We start from the raw sequence: 15,502 nt of genomic DNA, 5'->3' as shown, positions 1-15,502 counted from the left end.
GATCAGCACAGCCGAGGAGCGTCCATGATTCCCGAAGGTGACATGTCCGGCTTCCTGGCTCAGGCCCAGGCCATGCAGCAGCAGCTGTTCGCTGCCCAGGCCGAGCTGGCCGAGGCGCGGGTGGACGGCACCGCGGGTGGCGACCTGGTCACGGCCACGATCACCGGTGCCGGTGAGCTGGTCGGTCTGGTGATCAAGCCCGAGGCCGTCGACCCGGAGGACACCGAGACCCTCGCCGACCTGGTCCTCGCGGCCGTCCGGGACGCGACGGGCAAGTCCCAGGCCCTCGCAGCGGCCAAGCTCGGTCCGCTGGCGGGCGGCATGGGCGGCGGCGGGCTGCCGTTCTGACTCCTCCGGAGGCGAAGGTCTGAGCGGGCACGACAGCAGGTGGAGGAGCAGGAGTGTACGAAGGTCCGGTCCAGGATCTGATCGACGAGCTCGGGCGGCTGCCCGGGATCGGTCCGAAGAGCGCCCAGCGGCTGGCCTTCCACATCCTGGCCGCCGACCCCGAGGACGTCCAGCGGCTCGCGGACGTGCTGAAGCTGGTCAAGGACACCGTCCGCTTCTGCGAGATCTGCTTCAACGTCTCCGAGGAGGCGCAGTGCCGGATCTGCCGCGACCCGCGCCGGGACCCGGCGACGATCTGCGTGGTCGAGGAGTCCAAGGATGTCGTCGCGGTCGAGCGCACCCGGGAGTTCCGCGGCCGCTACCACGTGCTCGGTGGCTCCATCAGCCCCATCGACGGCATCGGTCCGGCTGACCTGAAGATCCGCGAGCTGTGCCTGCGGCTGGCCGACGGCACCGTCACCGAGGTCATCCTGGCCACCGACCCCAATCTCGAGGGTGAGGCCACCGCCACCTACCTGAGCCGGCTGCTGCTGCCGCTGGGTGTCCGGGTGAGCCGGCTGGCCAGCGGTCTGCCGGTGGGTGGCGACCTCGAGTACGCCGACGAGGTCACCCTGGGCCGGGCCTTCGAGGGGCGGCGGTTCGTCGAGGTCTAGCCAGTCCGCCCGGGGCCGCGCGTCTGCCGCAGGTACAGGTAGACCCCGATGCCGCCGAAGATGAGCACGAACAGCAGGGACGGCAGTCCGATCAGCCGACGCCACTCCAGGAACTGCAGGGGCGCGCCGCGGTGCCGGGCGAGCACCGTGATGTTGACGAGCAGCGCGGCGACGTAGGCCACCAGGCTGCCGGTGAGCCAGGAGCGGATCAGCCCCTGACGGCGCTGGCTCCACATCACGATGCCGCCCGTGACGGCGCCCAGGACCGCGCCGGCCAGGATCGACGGCGCCAGGCTGAGCAGGCCGCCGACGACCTCCACCCCGAAGATCCGGTCTGGGCTTTCGAGGCCGCTGGCCGCCACAGCGCCCGAGCGGGTCACCTCGTGCACCAGGGCCCAGCTCACCCGCAGCAGCTGGTAGATGAACATCACCGCGAGAGACGCGGAGGCGCCGGTCACCGCGCCGATCACCAGCAGCGACGGCTCCGGCCGCGACTCGGGTGGCTGTGCGTCGAAGCTGATCCGGGCGGGGGAGTCGGCGAAGACGCTCTCGCCGTCGATGGTGGTCACAGGGTCATCTCCGTGTCGTCGTGCTGGGTGACGCCGAGCTGGGCGGCGGCGTCCTCGAGGATCCGCTGGACCGCGAGCGTGTCGTCCAGCGGCATCACGGCGCTCTCGAGACGGCCGGCGGCGACCGCCTGCGTCACCTCGGCGAGCTCGTGGGCGTAGCCGCCGCCCCGGGGTGGTCGGGTGATCGTCTCGGGGTCGTGCCCTCGGCGCGTCAGCACGATCGTGGTGGGGTGGTGGAAGCGCGGGTGGACGTCGATCCAGCCGTCGGTGCCGTGGATCCTGGCCGCCCCCGGCGTCTGGTGCTTGACGGTGGCGAGCAGGGTCGCCGCTCGCCCGTCCGCGTACCCGAGGAGCAGGCCCGCCTCGGCGTCCACGCCGGTCGGGGCGAGGGAGCCGCTGGCCACGACCCGGTCAGGCGAGCCGAGGAAGTACTGCGCGAAGGAGACCACGTAGACGCCGAGGTCGAGCAGCGCGCCCCCGCCCTGGGCCGGGTCGTAGAGCCGGTCCGTCGGGTCGAACGGCCGGTCGACGCCGAGGTCGGCCTGGACCTGGCGCACTTCACCGATCACGCCGTCCTCGATCAGCGTCCGCGCGGCCACGATGGCCGGCAGGAAGCGCGTCCACATCGCCTCCATGGCGAAGACGCCGTGCTCACGGGCCGTCGCCACCATGCGTTCGGCCCCGGCCAGCGTGGCCGCGAAGGTCTTCTCGACCAGGACGGCCTTGCCTGCCTCGAGCGCGGCGACCGCAACGACCAGGTGCTGCGGGTGGGGCGTGGCGATGTAGAGGACGTCCAGGTCGTCCGCCGCGATGATCTCGCGGTAGGACCCGTACGCGGCGGCGAGCCCGAACTCGTCGGCGAAGGACTGCGCCCGTTCCGGCGAGCGACTGGCCACCGCCACCGCCTCGGCCCCGTCGACGTGGACGAAGTCCCGCACCACGTTGCGGGCGATCCGACCCGGTCCGATGATGCCCCACCGGACGGTGCGTGCGCTGGTCACCTCGCCACTCTAGGCGCGGCGAACCGCGGCCCGGCTCAGCGGCCGAGCGAGGGGGGCCCGTCGTTGCGCCCGTGCAGGTCAGGGTGGTCGGAGCCTGGCCCGAACGCCTTCCGGACGAACACCGTCAGCATGGCCGCGACTACCCAGATCCACCAGAACCGGAAGTCGGTGGCGAAGGAGAGGATGATGGCGGCCGGCCAGACCGCAGCCAGGGCGATCGCAGCTGCGCGCGGCATGCCCTCGCGCTGAACGGACGTCGAGGCGACCGGGGCGGGCGCGGGTACCGGAGCCGGGACGGCGGCGCCCGCTCCCGACCAGGGCGGCGGAGTGAAGGGGGCCGGCGCGACGAGCTCGGCCGGCCGGGGCTCGGGCAGGTCGGTGAACAGGGGCTCCAGGTCGGCGGCGGTCTTGGCCCCGAGCGCCCTGGTCAGCCGCTCGTCGAACTCCTCGGCGTCCAGCCGGCCCTGGGCCATGTGCTCCTGGAGGTAGCTGGCCGCGCGGTCACGCTCGGCGTCGCCGATCCGACGCTGCAGCTCGGCCGGCCGGTCGCCGGGCAGGTCCGCCGATGGGTTCCCAGGCACGGTCACCCCTGGAGTATTCCACCCAGGAGTGTCCGGGGTTCGGCGCCAGCCGGCGTCCCGCCCCTCGAGCACTACAGTGGGCCGCGGTCGAGGCGGCCGCAGTGGGCGTTGCCGCCGGGCCGAGGCTGAGCTGGAGGAGTCGGTGTGGGTCGGGTAGTGCAGAAGTACGGAGGGTCCTCCGTCGCCGACGCCGACAGCATCAAGCGCGTGGCCAAGCGGGTGGTCGCCACCAAGCAGGCCGGTAACGACGTCGTGGTCGTCATCTCCGCGATGGGAGACACCACCGACGAGCTGATGGATCTGGCCCTGCAGGTCTCGCCGCTGCCCCCGCCGCGCGAGCTCGACATGCTGCTGACCGCGGGTGAGCGGATGAGCGCGGCACTGCTCGCCATGGCCATCCACGACCAGGGCCTGCACGCCCGGTCGCTCACCGGCTCCCAGGCGGGCATCATCACCACCGGGACCCACGGCAACGCCCGGATCATCGACATCACCCCCGGTCGGATCACCAGCGCGCTCGACCTCGACGACATCGTGATCGTCGCCGGCTTCCAGGGCGTCGCCCAGGACACCAAGGACGTCACGACCCTCGGCCGCGGCGCCTCCGACACCACGGCCGTGGCGCTGGCCGCCGCCCTGGGTGCGGACTTCTGCGAGATTTACACCGACGTGGACGGGGTCTACACCGCCGACCCGCGGATCGTGCCCAGCGCGCGTCGGATCCCTGACATCAGCTACGAGGAGATGTTGGAGATGGCCGCCTGCGGCGCCAAGATCCTGCATCTGCGCTGCGTGGAGTACGCGCGTCGGGAGAACGTCCGGGTGCACGTCCGGTCCTCGTTCTCCAGCCTCGAGGGCACCTGGGTGCAAGAACGGACAGAAGGAAGCGCGATGGAGCAGGCGATCATCTCAGGCGTGGCCCACGACCGGAGCGAGGCCAAGATCACCATCGTCGGGGTCCCCGACAGGGTGGGCGAGGCGGCTCGGATCTTCGAGGCGGTGGCCGCCACGGAGATCAACATCGACATGATCGTGCAGAACGTCTCGGCGGTGGAGACCGGTCGCACCGACATCTCGTTCACCCTGCCGAAGACCGACGGGCCCGCCGCGATGGCGACGCTGGACGCGCTCAAAGCCAGTGTCGGCTTCACCGACGTGCTGTACGACGACCTGATCGGCAAGGTGTCGGTGGTCGGGGTCGGGATGCGCTCCCACCCGGGCGTGACGGCCAAGTTCTTCACCGCGCTGGCCAGCGCGGAGGTCAACATCGAGATGATCTCGACCTCGGAGATCCGGATCTCGGTGGTCGTCGACCAGGACGACGTCGATCGCGCCGTCGTGGCCGCGCACACCGCCTTCGGCCTCGACAGCGAGGATGCTGAGGCCGTGGTCTACGCCGGAACCGGACGCTGAGGACAACGTGAGAACGGCCGGCGCGGTCCGGCGGGCGAGAAGAAACCTCGCCTGAGCACCAAACCTCTCCCGGCGGGGTGTCGAATAACCGGCAGATGCAGGTCCCCGGGTAGTACCGCAGTGGGCCTGGACGTCTGGAACCAACAGGCGATGCATCACCGCACAGGGGCGAGGGGTTCCCCGGCGCATCTCACCGTTGCGCCGGGGAGCTCACTCGATTGCTCGGCGGTCCACTCCCGCAGCGGTCCCGGCAGGGGCATGATGGGGGCAGGGCAAGTCCTTGGCAGCGTGGTCAGGGCAGGCGGGCGGTGAGTCGACGTGTTCGTCCAGGTGGTGCGCGGTGTGGTGCGCGACCCGGAGGAGACGTTCGCGCGTCTCGACCTCTGGCTGCACGACCTCGCTCCTGCCGCCCGCGGCTGGCTCGGCACGACGGCCGGCGTCACCCGGGACGGCGAGCTGGTCTCGTTCGTGCGTTTTGCCTCGGCGGCCGACGCCCGGCACAACAGCGACCGCATGGAGCAGGGCCAGTGGTGGGTCGAGAGCGCCCGCGTCTTCGCCGGTGACGTCAGCTTCGACAACTACGACGGGGTCACGGTCTTCGGGGATGGAGGCTCCGACGACGCGGTCCGGGTCGAGGTGCTCCTGGGCCGGGTACCACGCCGCCGGGACCTGACCGGTCTTGCCGCGCAACTAGCCGAGGAGGGCCTGGCTCCGGGTGCCCAGGCCATCGGCGGCATGGTCGGGTTGCACGAGGACGGTCTGACCCAGGCGGTCTACTACCACCAGCCCAATCACTGCCCGGACGCCCACCTGGTCAAGCCGGTGTCCTCGGTGGCGAGATCGCTGGGTCTGGCGGACCTTCGGCTGCTGCACCTGGAGCGGCTCTGGTTCGGCTCGCCGAGCGGCGCCGTGCGCCAGCCGGGTCATCATCGGATCACGGTGCCCTAGCCCTGGACGTTGCGAGCCCGCCGAGGGGCTCATCCGAAGACCGCGATCAGTCCTGGTTCACACAGTCGGGGTGACAGGATTTGAACCTGCGACCTCGTCGTCCCGAACGACGCGCGCTACCAAGCTGCGCCACACCCCGTGGCCCAAGAGCCTCGGAGAGTCTAGCCCATGAGCGGCGCGGGATCCGCATCGTCGACGGCGACCAGGGTGAGCAGGGTGGCCTCTGGTCGGCAGGCGAACCGCACCGGCGTGTAAGGCGAGGTGCCCAGGCCTGCGGAGACGTGCAGCCACGACGTGTGGCCGCCGGAGGTGTGCTGGGAGAGGCCCTTGACCCGCTTCGGGTCGAGGTCGCAGTTGGTCACCAGGGCGCCGTAGCCCGGGACGCAGACCTGGCCGCCGTGGGTGTGGCCGGCGACGATCAGGTCGTGACCGTCCGCGGCCATCGGGTCGAGGAGCGCCAGGTAGGGCGCGTGGGTGACGGCCAGGCTGACGTCGACCGCGTCCCGGTCGACCGGACCGGCTACCTCCGCGTAGCGGGCCAGGCGCAGGTGCCCGTCGTCGGTGCCGCACAACCCGATCCGGACGCCCTGGATCTGCAGCGTCGTCCGCCGGTGCGTCAGGTCGGTCCAGCCGGCGCGCTCGAAGCCGGCCCCGAGGTCGCGCCAGGGCAACTCCTGCTTGGTCATCCGACGCGGCTCGCTCGGGCGGGTGAGGTAGCTCAGCGGGTTCTTGAAGGTGGGTGCGTAGTAGTCGTTCGAGCCCCACACGAAGACCCCGGGCACCTCCAGCAGCCGACCCAGGCTGCGGAGCACGTAGGGCACAGCCTCGGGGTGGGCGAGGTTGTCACCGGTGTCGATCACCAGGTCGGGCTCGAGGGCCGCCAGCCCGGCGACCCACTCCTGCCGGGCGCGCGCGCCGGGAGTCAGGTGCAGGTCGGAGATCTGCAGCACCCGGACCGGCCCGGCTCCGGCGGGCAGGATCGGCACCACGACCCGGCGCAGGACGAAAGCCCTCACCTCGTACAGGCTCGCGTACGCCAGGCAGGCGGCTCCGACCCCGACGGCGCCGAGCGCGCTCCGTCCGAGGACCGTCGCGGCGGAGGTGGTCGACATAACCGGAAGGCTACAAGGGCGACGCCCTGACAGACTGGAGGGCATGGCGCCCGACACCCCACTCAAGGACCGTCTCCGGACCGACCTGACCGCGGCCATCCGCGGGCGGGACAAGCTCCGGGCCGGCACGATCCGGATGGTGCTGGCGGCGATCAGCGAGGCCGAGGTGGCCGGCAAGCAGGCGGTGGTGCTCTCCGACCAGCAGGTGCTCGACGTGGTCGTCCGGGAGGCGAAGAAGCGGCGGGAGGCCGAGGAGGCCTTCCTGTCCGCCGGCCGCGCCGAGCTGGCCGACAAGGAGCGGGCCGAGGCGGGCGTGCTGGCGGACTACCTGCCCGCGCAGCTGAGCGCGGAGGAGATCAGCACCCTCGTCAGCGCCGCGATCGAGCAGACCGGGGCTGCCCCCCTCGGACCCAGGGGGATGGGCAAGGTGATGGGCGTGCTCACGCCCCAGACCCGGGGCAAGGCCGACGGTGGTGCCGTGGCGACCGAGGTGCGGCGGCAGCTGGCGGGCTGACCCCGGCCGAGCGAGCTAGCCGCCAGCCTTCTTCTTCTTCTTGGCTTCGGCGGCCTTCTTCTTCGCCTCGGCGGCGGCCTTCTTCTTTGCGGCGGCCTCGGCCTTGTCGCGCGCCTTCTTGGCCTTCGCGATGGCGGGGTCCTTGCCCTTGGAGAAGTTGGCGTAGACGGTGCTGTACTGCGGCACCGTGGCGAAGGAGTTCGGCGACCAGCCCAGGAACGAGTACTTGTCGCGCGAGCTGTAGACGTAGCGCTTCTCGACGGTGAAGCCCGCCTTCTCCAGCTTCTTGGTGGCGGCGCTGATGTCGTAGCCGAGGTAGGGCAGCTTGACCTTCTTGCCGACCTCGAGCCGGTGCGAGGGCTGCTTGAACTTGGTGTCCGGCAGCGACTTCAGGTACTTCTCCATCACCGGCTTCCAGATCTTCATGCCGGCGTCGCCGCTACCCGAGCCCTCGAGCAGCTGCTGGGTGTCGCTCACGTAGTAGTTCTTCACCCCGGTGCTGCGGTAGCCGGCCTTGTCCTTGTCGAAGGGCTTGCGGGTGCCGTCGACGCTGATCATGGCGACGCCGGCCGTCTCGGGGGTGTAGCCGGCGAACCACACGGCGCGGTTGCTGTCGATCGTGCCCGTCTTGCCGGCCTGGTCGTACCCGTTGAGCACCTTGGCGCGGGTACCCGTGCCGTGGTCCATCACGGACTTCAGGATCTTGCTGACCCCGTCGGCGACGTCGGGGTCCAGGACCTGCTTGCAGTTGGCGCTCGGCACCGGAATGGATTTGCCGGCCCGGTTGGTGATCTTGGAGACGATGATCGGGTCGCAGTGCACCCCGCGCGCCGCGAAGGTGGCGTAGGCCTCGGCCATCGACATCGGGCTCACCTCGGCCGTGCCCAGGGTGAACGACGGCTTGTCGTTGAACTCCTTGACGATGTCGACGGCGGGCTGACCGATGGGGTGACCCACCTTGACGCCGAGGTTCTGCGCCATCTTGGTCACGTTGCACATGCCGGCCGCCAGCTCGAGCTGGACGAAGTAGGTGTTCACCGAGTACTCCGCGGCCTCGGTCATGTTGATGGTCTTGCTGTGACCGGTGACGGAGTTGCCGACCTTGAAGTCGCCGTAGACGTGGGTCTGCCCGGCGCAGGACTCGTAGCTGCGGCCCGAGAAGTCGATGGGCGAGCGGGCGTTGAACTTCTTGCTGATCGGGATGCCCTTCTCCAGGGCCGCCGCCATGGTGAAGGCCTTGAAGGTCGACCCGGCCTGGTAGCCCTGGATGCCGCCGTGCTCGACGTCGGCCGACAGGTTCCAGTAGGTCTGGCCCTTCTTCTTGCTGCGGCCCATCACCGGGCGGCTCTGGGCCGAGGCCACGATCAGGCCGGTCCCGGGCTGGATCATGTTCATGGTCGAGATCAGCGGGTCGGTCGGAGAGACGACCGAGGAGACCTTCTTCTGCGCGAGGTCCTGGGTCTTGGGGTCGATCGCGGTCTGGATGGTGAGCCCGCCGCGGTAGAGCGCGTCCCGCCGTTCGGCCTCGGTCTTGCCCAGGGCCGGGCTCTGCAGCAGCGTGAGCCGGACGTAGTCGCACAGGAAGGGGTAACGGGTGTCCAGGCAGCCGGCGTGGACGACCTTGCCGTCCTTCGGGTCGAACTCGACCTTCTTCGCCTTCTTGGCCTGGGCTGAGGTGATCAGCTTGAGCTCGGTCATCCGGTTGAGCACGACGTCGCGTCGGTCCAGGGCGGCCGCCGGATGGGTGACCGGGTTGTAGGAGTCCGGGTTCTGCACCAGTCCGGCCAGCATGGCCGCCTCGGGCAGGGTCAGCTTCTTCGCGGTCACCCCGAAGTAGTGCTTGGCGGCGGACTGGATGCCGTAGGCGCCGTCGCCGTAGTAGGCGATGTTCAGGTAGCGCTCGAGGATCTCGTCCTTGCTGAACTTGCGCTCGAGGGCGATGGCGTAGCGGAGCTCGCGGATCTTGCGCTTCAGCGTCCGCACCTGCGCCTGCTTGACGCACTTGACCTCGCCCTTGCACGCCTCGATCTGCACCATCTTCACGTACTGCTGGGTGATGGAGGAGCCACCCTGGGTGCCGGAGTCGGTAGTGGAGTTGCGGACCAGCGCCCGCAGCGTGCCCTTGACGTCGAGGGCTCCGTGCTCGTAGTAGCGGTGGTCCTCGATGGCCAGCTGGGCCTGCCGCATCACGGGCGCCACCTGGCTCAACGTGACCGGGACACGGTCCTCGTCGTAGAAGTAGGCCAGCGTCTTGCCGTCGCCCATCAGGACCCGGGAGCGGGTCGGCGGCGCCGGAGTGGAGAGCTCGGCTGGCAGGCTCTCGAGCTCGGCCGCGGCCGCCTTGCTGCTGACGCCGGCCATGCCGGCGACGGGGACGAAGAGTCCTGCGATCAGAACCCCCGCGAGCACGCTGACGATGACGAACATCACCAGCGAGTACACGACGCTCCCCGCGCGCTTCGGGCTGAATGGCATGCGAGCCAGGGTACGGGAGGATTCCTGCCACACCGAAATCTCAGGGGTGTCTGCGTGACCTGTGTCTGGGCTGTGACTTCAGCCTCCGGCGTGGACCTCCCGGAGGCGTGGGAAAAGGTCACGAATAGGAAAAGGTTCAACTCCTACCCCTAGCCAGAGCCTGAGAACCATCCTTAGCATACGAGCGTCGTACCGATCAGGCCGGGGAAGCCTGGTGCGACTTCGCCCAAGGGGAAGTAGAGACATGACCACCATGCACGAGCAGGACTGGACCACGCGCGCCAAGTGTCGGGGTCTGGAGGACGGCCTCTTTCCGGAGGCGGCCGACCAGAAGCGGGCCCGGCAGATCTGCGCCGGCTGCCCGGTCCGCTACGAGTGCCTCGCGGAGGCGCTCGACAACCGGATCGAGTGGGGGGTGTGGGGCGGCATGACCGAGCGTGAGCGCCGGTTGCTGCTGCGTCAGCGGTCCGACGTCACGTCCTGGAGTGCGTTGTTGGTCAACCGGACCTGATCGACGACGACGGCGGGCGGAGCAGGCCTCAGTCCTGCTTCGCCAGCAGCGCACCGACCTGGCGAAGGCTGTCCAGGTCGGTCACGTCGGTGGGCAGAGTCTCCACCAGGGTGCGGGCCACCTGCGACCGTGACCCGGAGAAGCGACTGAGAAGCTGCTGCTCGGACTCGACCACCCGCATCAGGTCGGCGTGCCGGCGGAGGGCCTCGACCTCGATCCGGGCCTCCTCGGGCAGGTCCTCGGCAAGCGAGCGCGCCCGGTCGGCCGAGATGCTCAGCGCGCTCGTGTGGATGCGGTTGACCACCAGCCCCGAGAGCGGCATCTGCTCCTCGGTCAGCCGGTCCACGAAGTAGGCCGCCTCGCGGAGGGCGTCGCGCTGTGGGGTCGCCACCACGACGAACGTGGTGTGCCGCGAGGACAGCAGCCGGTAGGTGACGTCGGCCCGCGCCCGGAAGCCGCCGAACAGCGCCTCGAAGGCCGCGACGAAAGTCTGCAGGTCACGGATGATCTGGGTGCCCAGGATCTTGTTCATCGCCGAGGACACCAGGGTGAAGCCGACGCTCATCAGCCGCAGCGGACCGCGGGCGGGGGCGAGCAGCAGCCGCAGGAAGCGTCCGTCCAGCAGCGTGCTCAGGTGCTCCGGTGCGTCGAGGAAGTCCAGCGCCGAACGGGACGGGGGCGTGTCCACCACGATCAGGTCCCACCGGGCGTCCGTCGCCGAGCGGCCCTCGGTCACCGACTGCTCGTGCAGCTGGCCGAGCTTCTCCATCGCCATGTACTCCTGCGTCCCGGAGAAGGAGGAGGAGAGCGCCTCGTAGAACGGGTTGGACAAGATCTCCTGAGCGCGTTCGGGAGTCGAGTGAGCCGCCACGACGTCGTCGAACGTCCGCTTCATGTCCAGCATCATCGCGTCGAGGCTGCCGCCGGCGGCGGTGTCGACGCCCAGCACCGGGCGCGGGGTGTTGTCCAGCTCGCCGAGCCCGAGGGACTGGGCCAGCCGGCGCGCCGGGTCGATGGTCAGCACGACGACCTTGCGGCCGGCCTCGGCGGCCCGCAGCGCCAGCGCGGCCGAGGTGGTGGTCTTGCCCACCCCGCCCGAGCCGCAGCAGATGACGATCTCGGTCTCCCGGTCGGCGATCACCGCGTCCAGGTCCAAGAAGGCGACGGGGGCCGCCACGACCTTGGGCCGCCTCGCCTGCCGGGCCATCAGGCGGCCTCGAGCTGGAGCTGGGCCTGCAGCTGGTCCGCGATGGAGAAGAGGGCGGCCTCGTCGATCCCGGCCGGGTCGAAGGGGACGGCGACCAGGGGCAGCGACAGGCCGGTCAGCCGGTCGTGCCGGCCCTGCTGCTGCAGGATCCGGGCGGCGTCGGTCGCGAACTCGGCCGCGAGCGCGCGGTTCTGGGCCTCCGACCAGCCCGGCACCGCGAGCGGCAGGGTGCCGGCCGCGGCCTGATGCAGCTCATCGGGGTCGAGTGGGGTCGGGCTGACCATGTTCTCGATCACGGCGCCGACGGCGATCCGGGTGGGTCGCAGCGCCACGACGGCCTCCTCGGTCTCGGTGACCGGCATGTCCTCGAGCAGGGTGACCAGGTGCACCACGGTGGTGGGGGAGCGCAGCACGGTCATGATCGAGTCCGCCTGGTTGCGGATCGGACCCACCCGGGCCAGTCCCGACACGGCCTCGTGCACGTTCAGGAACTGCGAGATCCGACCGGTGGGCGGTGCGTCCAGCACGACCGCGTCGTAGGCCCCCGGGCGGCCGGTCGGACCACGCCGCACCGCCTCGTAGACCTTGCCGGTGAGCAGCACGTCCCGCAGCCCGGGAGCGATCGACGTCGCGAAGTCGATGGCCCCGAACCGGTCGAGGGCGCGGCCGGCCAGCCCCAGGTGGTAGAAGGTCTCGAGGTACTCCAGCAGGGCGTCCTCGGCGTCGATCGACAGGCCGTGCACGTGGCCGCCGGCGGGGGTGCGGACCAGCCGGCGCTCCTCGTCGCCGACCAGCGCAGGTGCGCCGAACAGCTCGGCGATGCCGCCCCGGCCCTCGACCTCGCAGAGCAGCACCCGGCGACCGTCGGTGGCCAGGGCGCAGGCGAGGGCGGCGGCGATCGTGGTCTTGCCCGTTCCGCCCTTGCCGCTGACGATGTGCAGACCGTGCCGGGGGCCGGGAGCCGTCCGGGTGCCGGCTCGGGATGCCTGGCTCACGAGGAGGCGGGCAGGTCGGTGATGCTCAGCCCCGCGTGCGCCTTGTACCGCCGGTTGATCGCGATCAGGTTGGCCGTGAAGGCCTCGACCTGGCCGGCGTTCCGCAGCCGGCCGGCGTACAGACCGCGCGCTCCGGGGATGGCGGTCGCCAGCTCGCAGACGATCCGGACGGCCTCCCGGTCCTCGCCCAGGACCAGGACGTCCCCCTCGATCCGCGTCACCGCCGGGTCGTCCAGGAGCACCGCGCTCACGTGGTGGAACGCCGCCACGACCGTGGACGCTGTCAGGATCTGCTGCGCCTCCTGCGCGGCCGAGCCGGCCCGGACCGGTAACGCGTACGGTCCCTGGCCGTCGAAACCCAGGGGGTTCACGCTGTCGACGACGATCTTGTCGGCGAGGGCGTCGCGGAGTCCAGTGAGCAGCTCGGCGTGTCCTTCGTACGGGACGGTCACGACCACCAGGTCGGCCGCCGCGGCGTCAGCGTTCGTGCCGCCACTGACCGCACCCACGTCGGCGTACCCGGCCGCCACCTCGGCTGCCCGTTCCGCGGACCGGCTGCCGATGACCACGGTGTGGCCGGCGGCGGCGAAGCGTCGGGTGAGGCCGCGGCCCTGGGGACCGGTGCCGCCGAGGATGCCGACCCTCACCGGAAGGTGCCGTGGCCGGTCGGGGAGGTCATGGGAGCCATCGTAGGCAGAAGCTTCACGCCGCCGTGGGCCGAGGCGTGCTGCGGCTCCGACGACGGGTCAGCGGTCCGCACTAGGGTTGGCGCCATGACCAAGTGGGAGTACGTGACCGTTCCGCTGCTGGTGCACGCGACCAAGCAGATCCTCGACAACTGGGGGCAGGACGGCTGGGAGCTGGTCCAGGTGGTACCCGGTCTGAACCCGGAGAACCTGGTCGCCTACCTCAAGCGGCCGATCACCTCCGCCACGGCATGAGCTCGCCCTCGACGCGGCTCGAGGAGCTCGGGCTGCGGCTGCCGGAGGTGGCGGCTCCGCTGGCGGCGTACGTGCCGGCGGTGCAGGTGGGCAACCTCGTCTACACCTCCGGCCAGCTGCCGAGCGTCGAGGGACGTCTCGCGTCCACCGGCAAGGTCGGGGCCGAGGTCACCTCCGAGAGTGCCGCCGAGTGCGCCGGCCTGGCCGCCCTCAACGCCCTGGCCGCCATCGCCGCCGAGGTCGGGGGCCTGGACGGGATCCTCCGGGTGGTGAAGGTGACGGTCTTCGTGGCCAGCGACCCCGGCTTCACCGGTCACGCCCAGGTCGCGAACGGGGCCAGCCAGCTGCTCGGTGACGTCTTCGGCGGAGCCGGCAAGCACGCGCGGAGCGCCGTGGGGGTGGCGGTGCTGCCGCTCGACTCGCCGGTGGAGGTCGAGCTGATCGTCGAGGTGGCCGCCAAGCCGACCATCCGCCCCCTGTGAGTCCGGCCGATCCCGGCCGGCCGGGCTACGTCCGGCTGGTTCGGGCGCCGAACCCGGGACCGATGACGCTGGAGGGCACCAACACCTGGCTGGTGGGCGACCCGGACGAGGGACCGCCGGTGGTGGTCGACCCTGGCCCGGCGATCGCGGCCCACCTGGACGCGGTGCTGGCCGCCGCGGGCGGGCGGCTGGCCGGCGTCATCCTCACCCACCGGCACGCCGACCACTCCGAGGGTGCGGCCGAGCTGGCCGGACGGGCCGGCTGCGGCGTCCGGGCGCTCGATCCCACCTTCCAACGCGGACCTGACGGGCTCCCTGACGGGGCCGTCATCGTGGTGGGATCGGTGAGCCTGACCGTTCATCACACGCCCGGTCACACCAGCGACTCGTGCTCGCTGCTGCTGCGAGGCCGGGACGGGACCGCCTGGCTGCTGACCGGCGACACCGTGCTGGGCCGCGGCACCACGGTCATCACCCACCCGGACGGCGATCTCGGTGCCTACCTGGGCTCGCTCGACCGGCTGCAGCGACTGGTGAGCGAGGAGCGCGTGGTCGCGCTGCTTCCCGGGCACGGTCCGCCGGTGGACGACCCCGTGGAGCGGCTCGAGCACTACGTCCGACACCGCCGGCAACGGCTGGCCGAGGTGCGGGCGGCTCTGGCCGACGGGGCCCGGACGCCGGCCGAGGTGGTCGACCGTGTCTACGTCGGTCTCGACCCCTCCGTCCGGCCGGCCGCCGAGCAGTCGGTCCGGGCTCAGCTGCACTACCTCTCTTCCCTTTCGCCAGGATCCTGAGACACTTCTGTCAGTGGTCAGTGGAGCCATTTCGCCCGGACGGGAAAGGCGACAGGCGCGCTCGGGGTGAGGGGTTCTGATGGTGGCGACGACGTTCCTCGTCTTTCACGCGCTGCGCACGATGCCCGATCCCGAGGCGCTCGGGTTGTGGCAGGCCGAGCTAGGGCGCCGGTTGGGCCTGTGCGGCCGGGTGGTCCTCGCACCCCAGGGCCTGCACGGCATCGTCGGCGGGTCGCCCCAGCAGCTGGGCGAGTACGCCGCCGCGACGAAGCAGCACCAGACCCTCGCCGACGTCCGCTTCAGCTGGAGCGAGGGCCGGGGCTCTGAGGCCCACGAGCTCACGGTCTCCGTTCGGGCGGACGTGTCGGGTTTCGGGGCAACCGCTGAGCGTCAGGTCAGCGGCGTCGAGCTCGGGCGGGACCGACAGCTCACGCCCCACCAGGTGCACGACCTGGTGGCGGCCAGCGGTGAGGAGGTCGTCTTCGTCGACGGCCGTAGCCGGCGCGCCTCGGAGGTCGGTCGTTTCCGCGGGGCTCTGGTGCCCGACGCCGACGAGTCGCGTGACGTCCTCCGGGACCTGGACAACGGCAGGTTCGACGGGCTCGAGGACCGACCGGTGGTCATCTACAGCGCGGGCGGCCTGCGGTCGGAGATCCTCGGCTCGCTGATGGTGCAGCGAGGATTTTCCCAGGTCTACGCCCTCGACGGCGGCATCGTCTCCTACGGAACCGCCTTCGCCGATCGCGGCCTGTGGGAAGGCGCGCTCTACGTCCTCGGCGAGCGGGTCCAGATCGTCTTCGGTGACCACACCTCCGCCATCGGCGGCTGCGAGACCTGCGGTGCCCGGACCTACTCCTACCGCGCCTGCGTCGCCCCGCTGTGCACGGCCCACGCCCTGCTCTGCAACGGCTGCGCCGACTTCGCGCTCTGCGTGGCCCACCGGAACTAGCCGTTCCCC

At 70.9% G+C, this 15,502-nt stretch carries 18 protein-coding genes and 1 tRNA gene; 10 read left to right on the top strand and 9 right to left on the bottom strand.

Going from position 1 to position 15,502, the window contains the following annotated elements; all coding sequences use genetic code 11:
* The first annotated feature begins 24 nt into the window (after positions 1-24).
* The gene (locus ACFE7W_RS18310; protein WP_375426266.1) at positions 25-348 is read left to right on the top strand and encodes a YbaB/EbfC family nucleoid-associated protein; all 324 of its coding nucleotides are present in this window, start codon (positions 25-27) and stop codon (positions 346-348) included.
* 53 nt (positions 349-401) lie between these two features.
* A complete protein-coding gene (recR, locus tag ACFE7W_RS18305) occupies positions 402-1,001 on the top strand; it encodes a recombination mediator RecR (protein WP_375426265.1) in 600 nt (199 codons plus the stop codon).
* On the opposite strand, the gene ACFE7W_RS18300 is transcribed toward recR, so the two are convergent.
* From ACFE7W_RS18300 to ACFE7W_RS18290, 3 genes are read right to left on the bottom strand one after another with little or no spacing between them, the layout of a single operon-like run.
* The gene (locus tag ACFE7W_RS18300) at positions 998-1,570 is read right to left on the bottom strand and encodes a hypothetical protein (protein ID WP_375426264.1); all 573 of its coding nucleotides are present in this window, start codon (positions 1,568-1,570) and stop codon (positions 998-1,000) included. The two genes, recR and ACFE7W_RS18300, sit on opposite strands and share 4 nt — an antisense overlap.
* On the bottom strand, positions 1,567-2,571 hold the full coding sequence (locus tag ACFE7W_RS18295) for a Gfo/Idh/MocA family protein (protein ID WP_375426263.1): 1,005 nt from the start codon (positions 2,569-2,571) through the stop codon (positions 1,567-1,569). Before ACFE7W_RS18295 ends, ACFE7W_RS18300 begins: the two co-directional genes overlap by 4 nt.
* A 35-nt stretch (positions 2,572-2,606) precedes the next feature.
* Positions 2,607-3,158, bottom strand: a complete 552-nt coding sequence (locus tag ACFE7W_RS18290) for a DUF1707 domain-containing protein (RefSeq protein ID WP_375426262.1) — start codon at positions 3,156-3,158, stop codon at positions 2,607-2,609.
* A gap of 138 nt (positions 3,159-3,296) precedes the next feature.
* On the opposite strand from ACFE7W_RS18290, the gene ACFE7W_RS18285 reads away from it, so the two are divergent.
* Together ACFE7W_RS18285 and ACFE7W_RS18280 are read left to right on the top strand one after the other, a co-directional pair.
* A complete protein-coding gene (locus ACFE7W_RS18285; RefSeq protein WP_375426261.1) occupies positions 3,297-4,565 on the top strand; it encodes an aspartate kinase in 1,269 nt (422 codons plus the stop codon).
* A gap of 318 nt (positions 4,566-4,883) precedes the next feature.
* Positions 4,884-5,513, top strand: coding sequence for a hypothetical protein (locus ACFE7W_RS18280; protein ID WP_375426260.1), 630 nt, complete (start codon positions 4,884-4,886; stop codon positions 5,511-5,513).
* Positions 5,514-5,578: 65 nt separating this feature from the next.
* On the opposite strand, the gene ACFE7W_RS18275 is transcribed toward ACFE7W_RS18280, so the two are convergent.
* Together ACFE7W_RS18275 and ACFE7W_RS18270 are read right to left on the bottom strand one after the other, a co-directional pair.
* Positions 5,579-5,652 (bottom strand) — tRNA-Pro (locus ACFE7W_RS18275).
* A gap of 22 nt (positions 5,653-5,674) precedes the next feature.
* On the bottom strand, positions 5,675-6,625 hold the full coding sequence (locus ACFE7W_RS18270) for a metallophosphoesterase (protein WP_375426259.1): 951 nt from the start codon (positions 6,623-6,625) through the stop codon (positions 5,675-5,677).
* A gap of 43 nt (positions 6,626-6,668) precedes the next feature.
* Here ACFE7W_RS18270 and ACFE7W_RS18265 point away from each other — a divergent pair, with 43 nt between their 5' ends.
* A complete protein-coding gene (locus ACFE7W_RS18265; protein ID WP_375426258.1) occupies positions 6,669-7,139 on the top strand; it encodes a GatB/YqeY domain-containing protein in 471 nt (156 codons plus the stop codon).
* Between the two features lie 15 nt (positions 7,140-7,154).
* On the opposite strand, the gene ACFE7W_RS18260 is transcribed toward ACFE7W_RS18265, so the two are convergent.
* A complete protein-coding gene (locus tag ACFE7W_RS18260) occupies positions 7,155-9,614 on the bottom strand; it encodes a transglycosylase domain-containing protein (protein WP_375426257.1) in 2,460 nt (819 codons plus the stop codon).
* Between the two features lie 244 nt (positions 9,615-9,858).
* Here ACFE7W_RS18260 and ACFE7W_RS18255 point away from each other — a divergent pair, with 244 nt between their 5' ends.
* Positions 9,859-10,125, top strand: coding sequence for a WhiB family transcriptional regulator (locus ACFE7W_RS18255; RefSeq protein WP_375426256.1), 267 nt, complete (start codon positions 9,859-9,861; stop codon positions 10,123-10,125).
* 28 nt (positions 10,126-10,153) lie between these two features.
* On the opposite strand, the gene ACFE7W_RS18250 is transcribed toward ACFE7W_RS18255, so the two are convergent.
* Genes ACFE7W_RS18250 through npdG form a run of 3 tightly spaced genes read right to left on the bottom strand, consistent with a single transcriptional unit; the run spans position 10,154 to position 12,974 of the window.
* A complete protein-coding gene (locus ACFE7W_RS18250; RefSeq protein ID WP_375426255.1) occupies positions 10,154-11,332 on the bottom strand; it encodes an ArsA family ATPase in 1,179 nt (392 codons plus the stop codon).
* On the bottom strand, positions 11,332-12,327 hold the full coding sequence (locus tag ACFE7W_RS18245; protein WP_375426254.1) for an ArsA-related P-loop ATPase: 996 nt from the start codon (positions 12,325-12,327) through the stop codon (positions 11,332-11,334). Before ACFE7W_RS18245 ends, ACFE7W_RS18250 begins: the two co-directional genes overlap by 1 nt.
* Positions 12,324-12,974 carry an NADPH-dependent F420 reductase gene (gene npdG / locus ACFE7W_RS18240; protein WP_375426253.1) on the bottom strand — a complete coding sequence of 217 codons (651 nt, stop codon included), beginning with the start codon at positions 12,972-12,974 and terminating at the stop codon, positions 12,324-12,326. The genes ACFE7W_RS18245 and npdG overlap by 4 nt, the downstream gene beginning before the upstream one ends.
* A 126-nt stretch (positions 12,975-13,100) precedes the next feature.
* Here npdG and ACFE7W_RS18235 point away from each other — a divergent pair, with 126 nt between their 5' ends.
* The 4 genes from ACFE7W_RS18235 to ACFE7W_RS18220 all read left to right on the top strand — a co-directional run bounded on the left by ACFE7W_RS18235 (position 13,101) and on the right by ACFE7W_RS18220 (position 15,493).
* Positions 13,101-13,268 (top strand): DUF4177 domain-containing protein, encoded by a 168-nt coding sequence (locus ACFE7W_RS18235; RefSeq protein WP_375426252.1) that lies wholly within the window; start codon positions 13,101-13,103, stop codon positions 13,266-13,268.
* Positions 13,265-13,750 carry a RidA family protein gene (locus tag ACFE7W_RS18230; RefSeq protein WP_375426251.1) on the top strand — a complete coding sequence of 162 codons (486 nt, stop codon included), beginning with the start codon at positions 13,265-13,267 and terminating at the stop codon, positions 13,748-13,750. The genes ACFE7W_RS18235 and ACFE7W_RS18230 overlap by 4 nt, the downstream gene beginning before the upstream one ends.
* Complete coding sequence (locus ACFE7W_RS18225) at positions 13,747-14,544, top strand: MBL fold metallo-hydrolase (RefSeq protein ID WP_375426250.1); 798 nt, start codon at positions 13,747-13,749, stop codon at positions 14,542-14,544. The genes ACFE7W_RS18230 and ACFE7W_RS18225 overlap by 4 nt, the downstream gene beginning before the upstream one ends.
* Before the next feature lie 79 nt (positions 14,545-14,623).
* Entirely contained in the window at positions 14,624-15,493 is an 870-nt protein-coding gene (locus ACFE7W_RS18220) for a rhodanese-like domain-containing protein (protein WP_375426249.1), read from the top strand.
* Positions 15,494-15,502: the final 9 nt, after the last annotated feature.

The organism is uncultured Friedmanniella sp. (assembly GCF_964244285.1).
Taxonomy (GTDB): Bacteria; Actinomycetota; Actinomycetes; order Propionibacteriales; family Propionibacteriaceae; genus Microlunatus.
The sequence above is the reverse complement of the archived record's forward strand: the minus strand, read 5'-3'. Positions and strand labels throughout refer to the sequence as shown.

What these genes read in the sequence shown, in the direction of transcription:
- ACFE7W_RS18220 (WP_375426249.1), top strand. Translation starts at nt 14,624, where the DNA reads ATGGTGGCGACGACGTTCCTCGTCTTTCACGCGCTGCGCACGATGCCC.
- ACFE7W_RS18235 (WP_375426252.1), top strand. Translation starts at nt 13,101, where the DNA reads ATGACCAAGTGGGAGTACGTGACCGTTCCGCTGCTGGTGCACGCGACC.
- ACFE7W_RS18260 (WP_375426257.1), bottom strand. Translation starts at nt 9,614, where the DNA reads ATGCCATTCAGCCCGAAGCGCGCGGGGAGCGTCGTGTACTCGCTGGTG.
- ACFE7W_RS18250 (WP_375426255.1), bottom strand. Translation starts at nt 11,332, where the DNA reads ATGGCCCGGCAGGCGAGGCGGCCCAAGGTCGTGGCGGCCCCCGTCGCC.
- ACFE7W_RS18310 (WP_375426266.1), top strand. Translation starts at nt 25, where the DNA reads ATGATTCCCGAAGGTGACATGTCCGGCTTCCTGGCTCAGGCCCAGGCC.
- ACFE7W_RS18230 (WP_375426251.1), top strand. Translation starts at nt 13,265, where the DNA reads ATGAGCTCGCCCTCGACGCGGCTCGAGGAGCTCGGGCTGCGGCTGCCG.
- ACFE7W_RS18270 (WP_375426259.1), bottom strand. Translation starts at nt 6,625, where the DNA reads ATGTCGACCACCTCCGCCGCGACGGTCCTCGGACGGAGCGCGCTCGGC.
- ACFE7W_RS18265 (WP_375426258.1), top strand. Translation starts at nt 6,669, where the DNA reads ATGGCGCCCGACACCCCACTCAAGGACCGTCTCCGGACCGACCTGACC.
- ACFE7W_RS18255 (WP_375426256.1), top strand. Translation starts at nt 9,859, where the DNA reads ATGACCACCATGCACGAGCAGGACTGGACCACGCGCGCCAAGTGTCGG.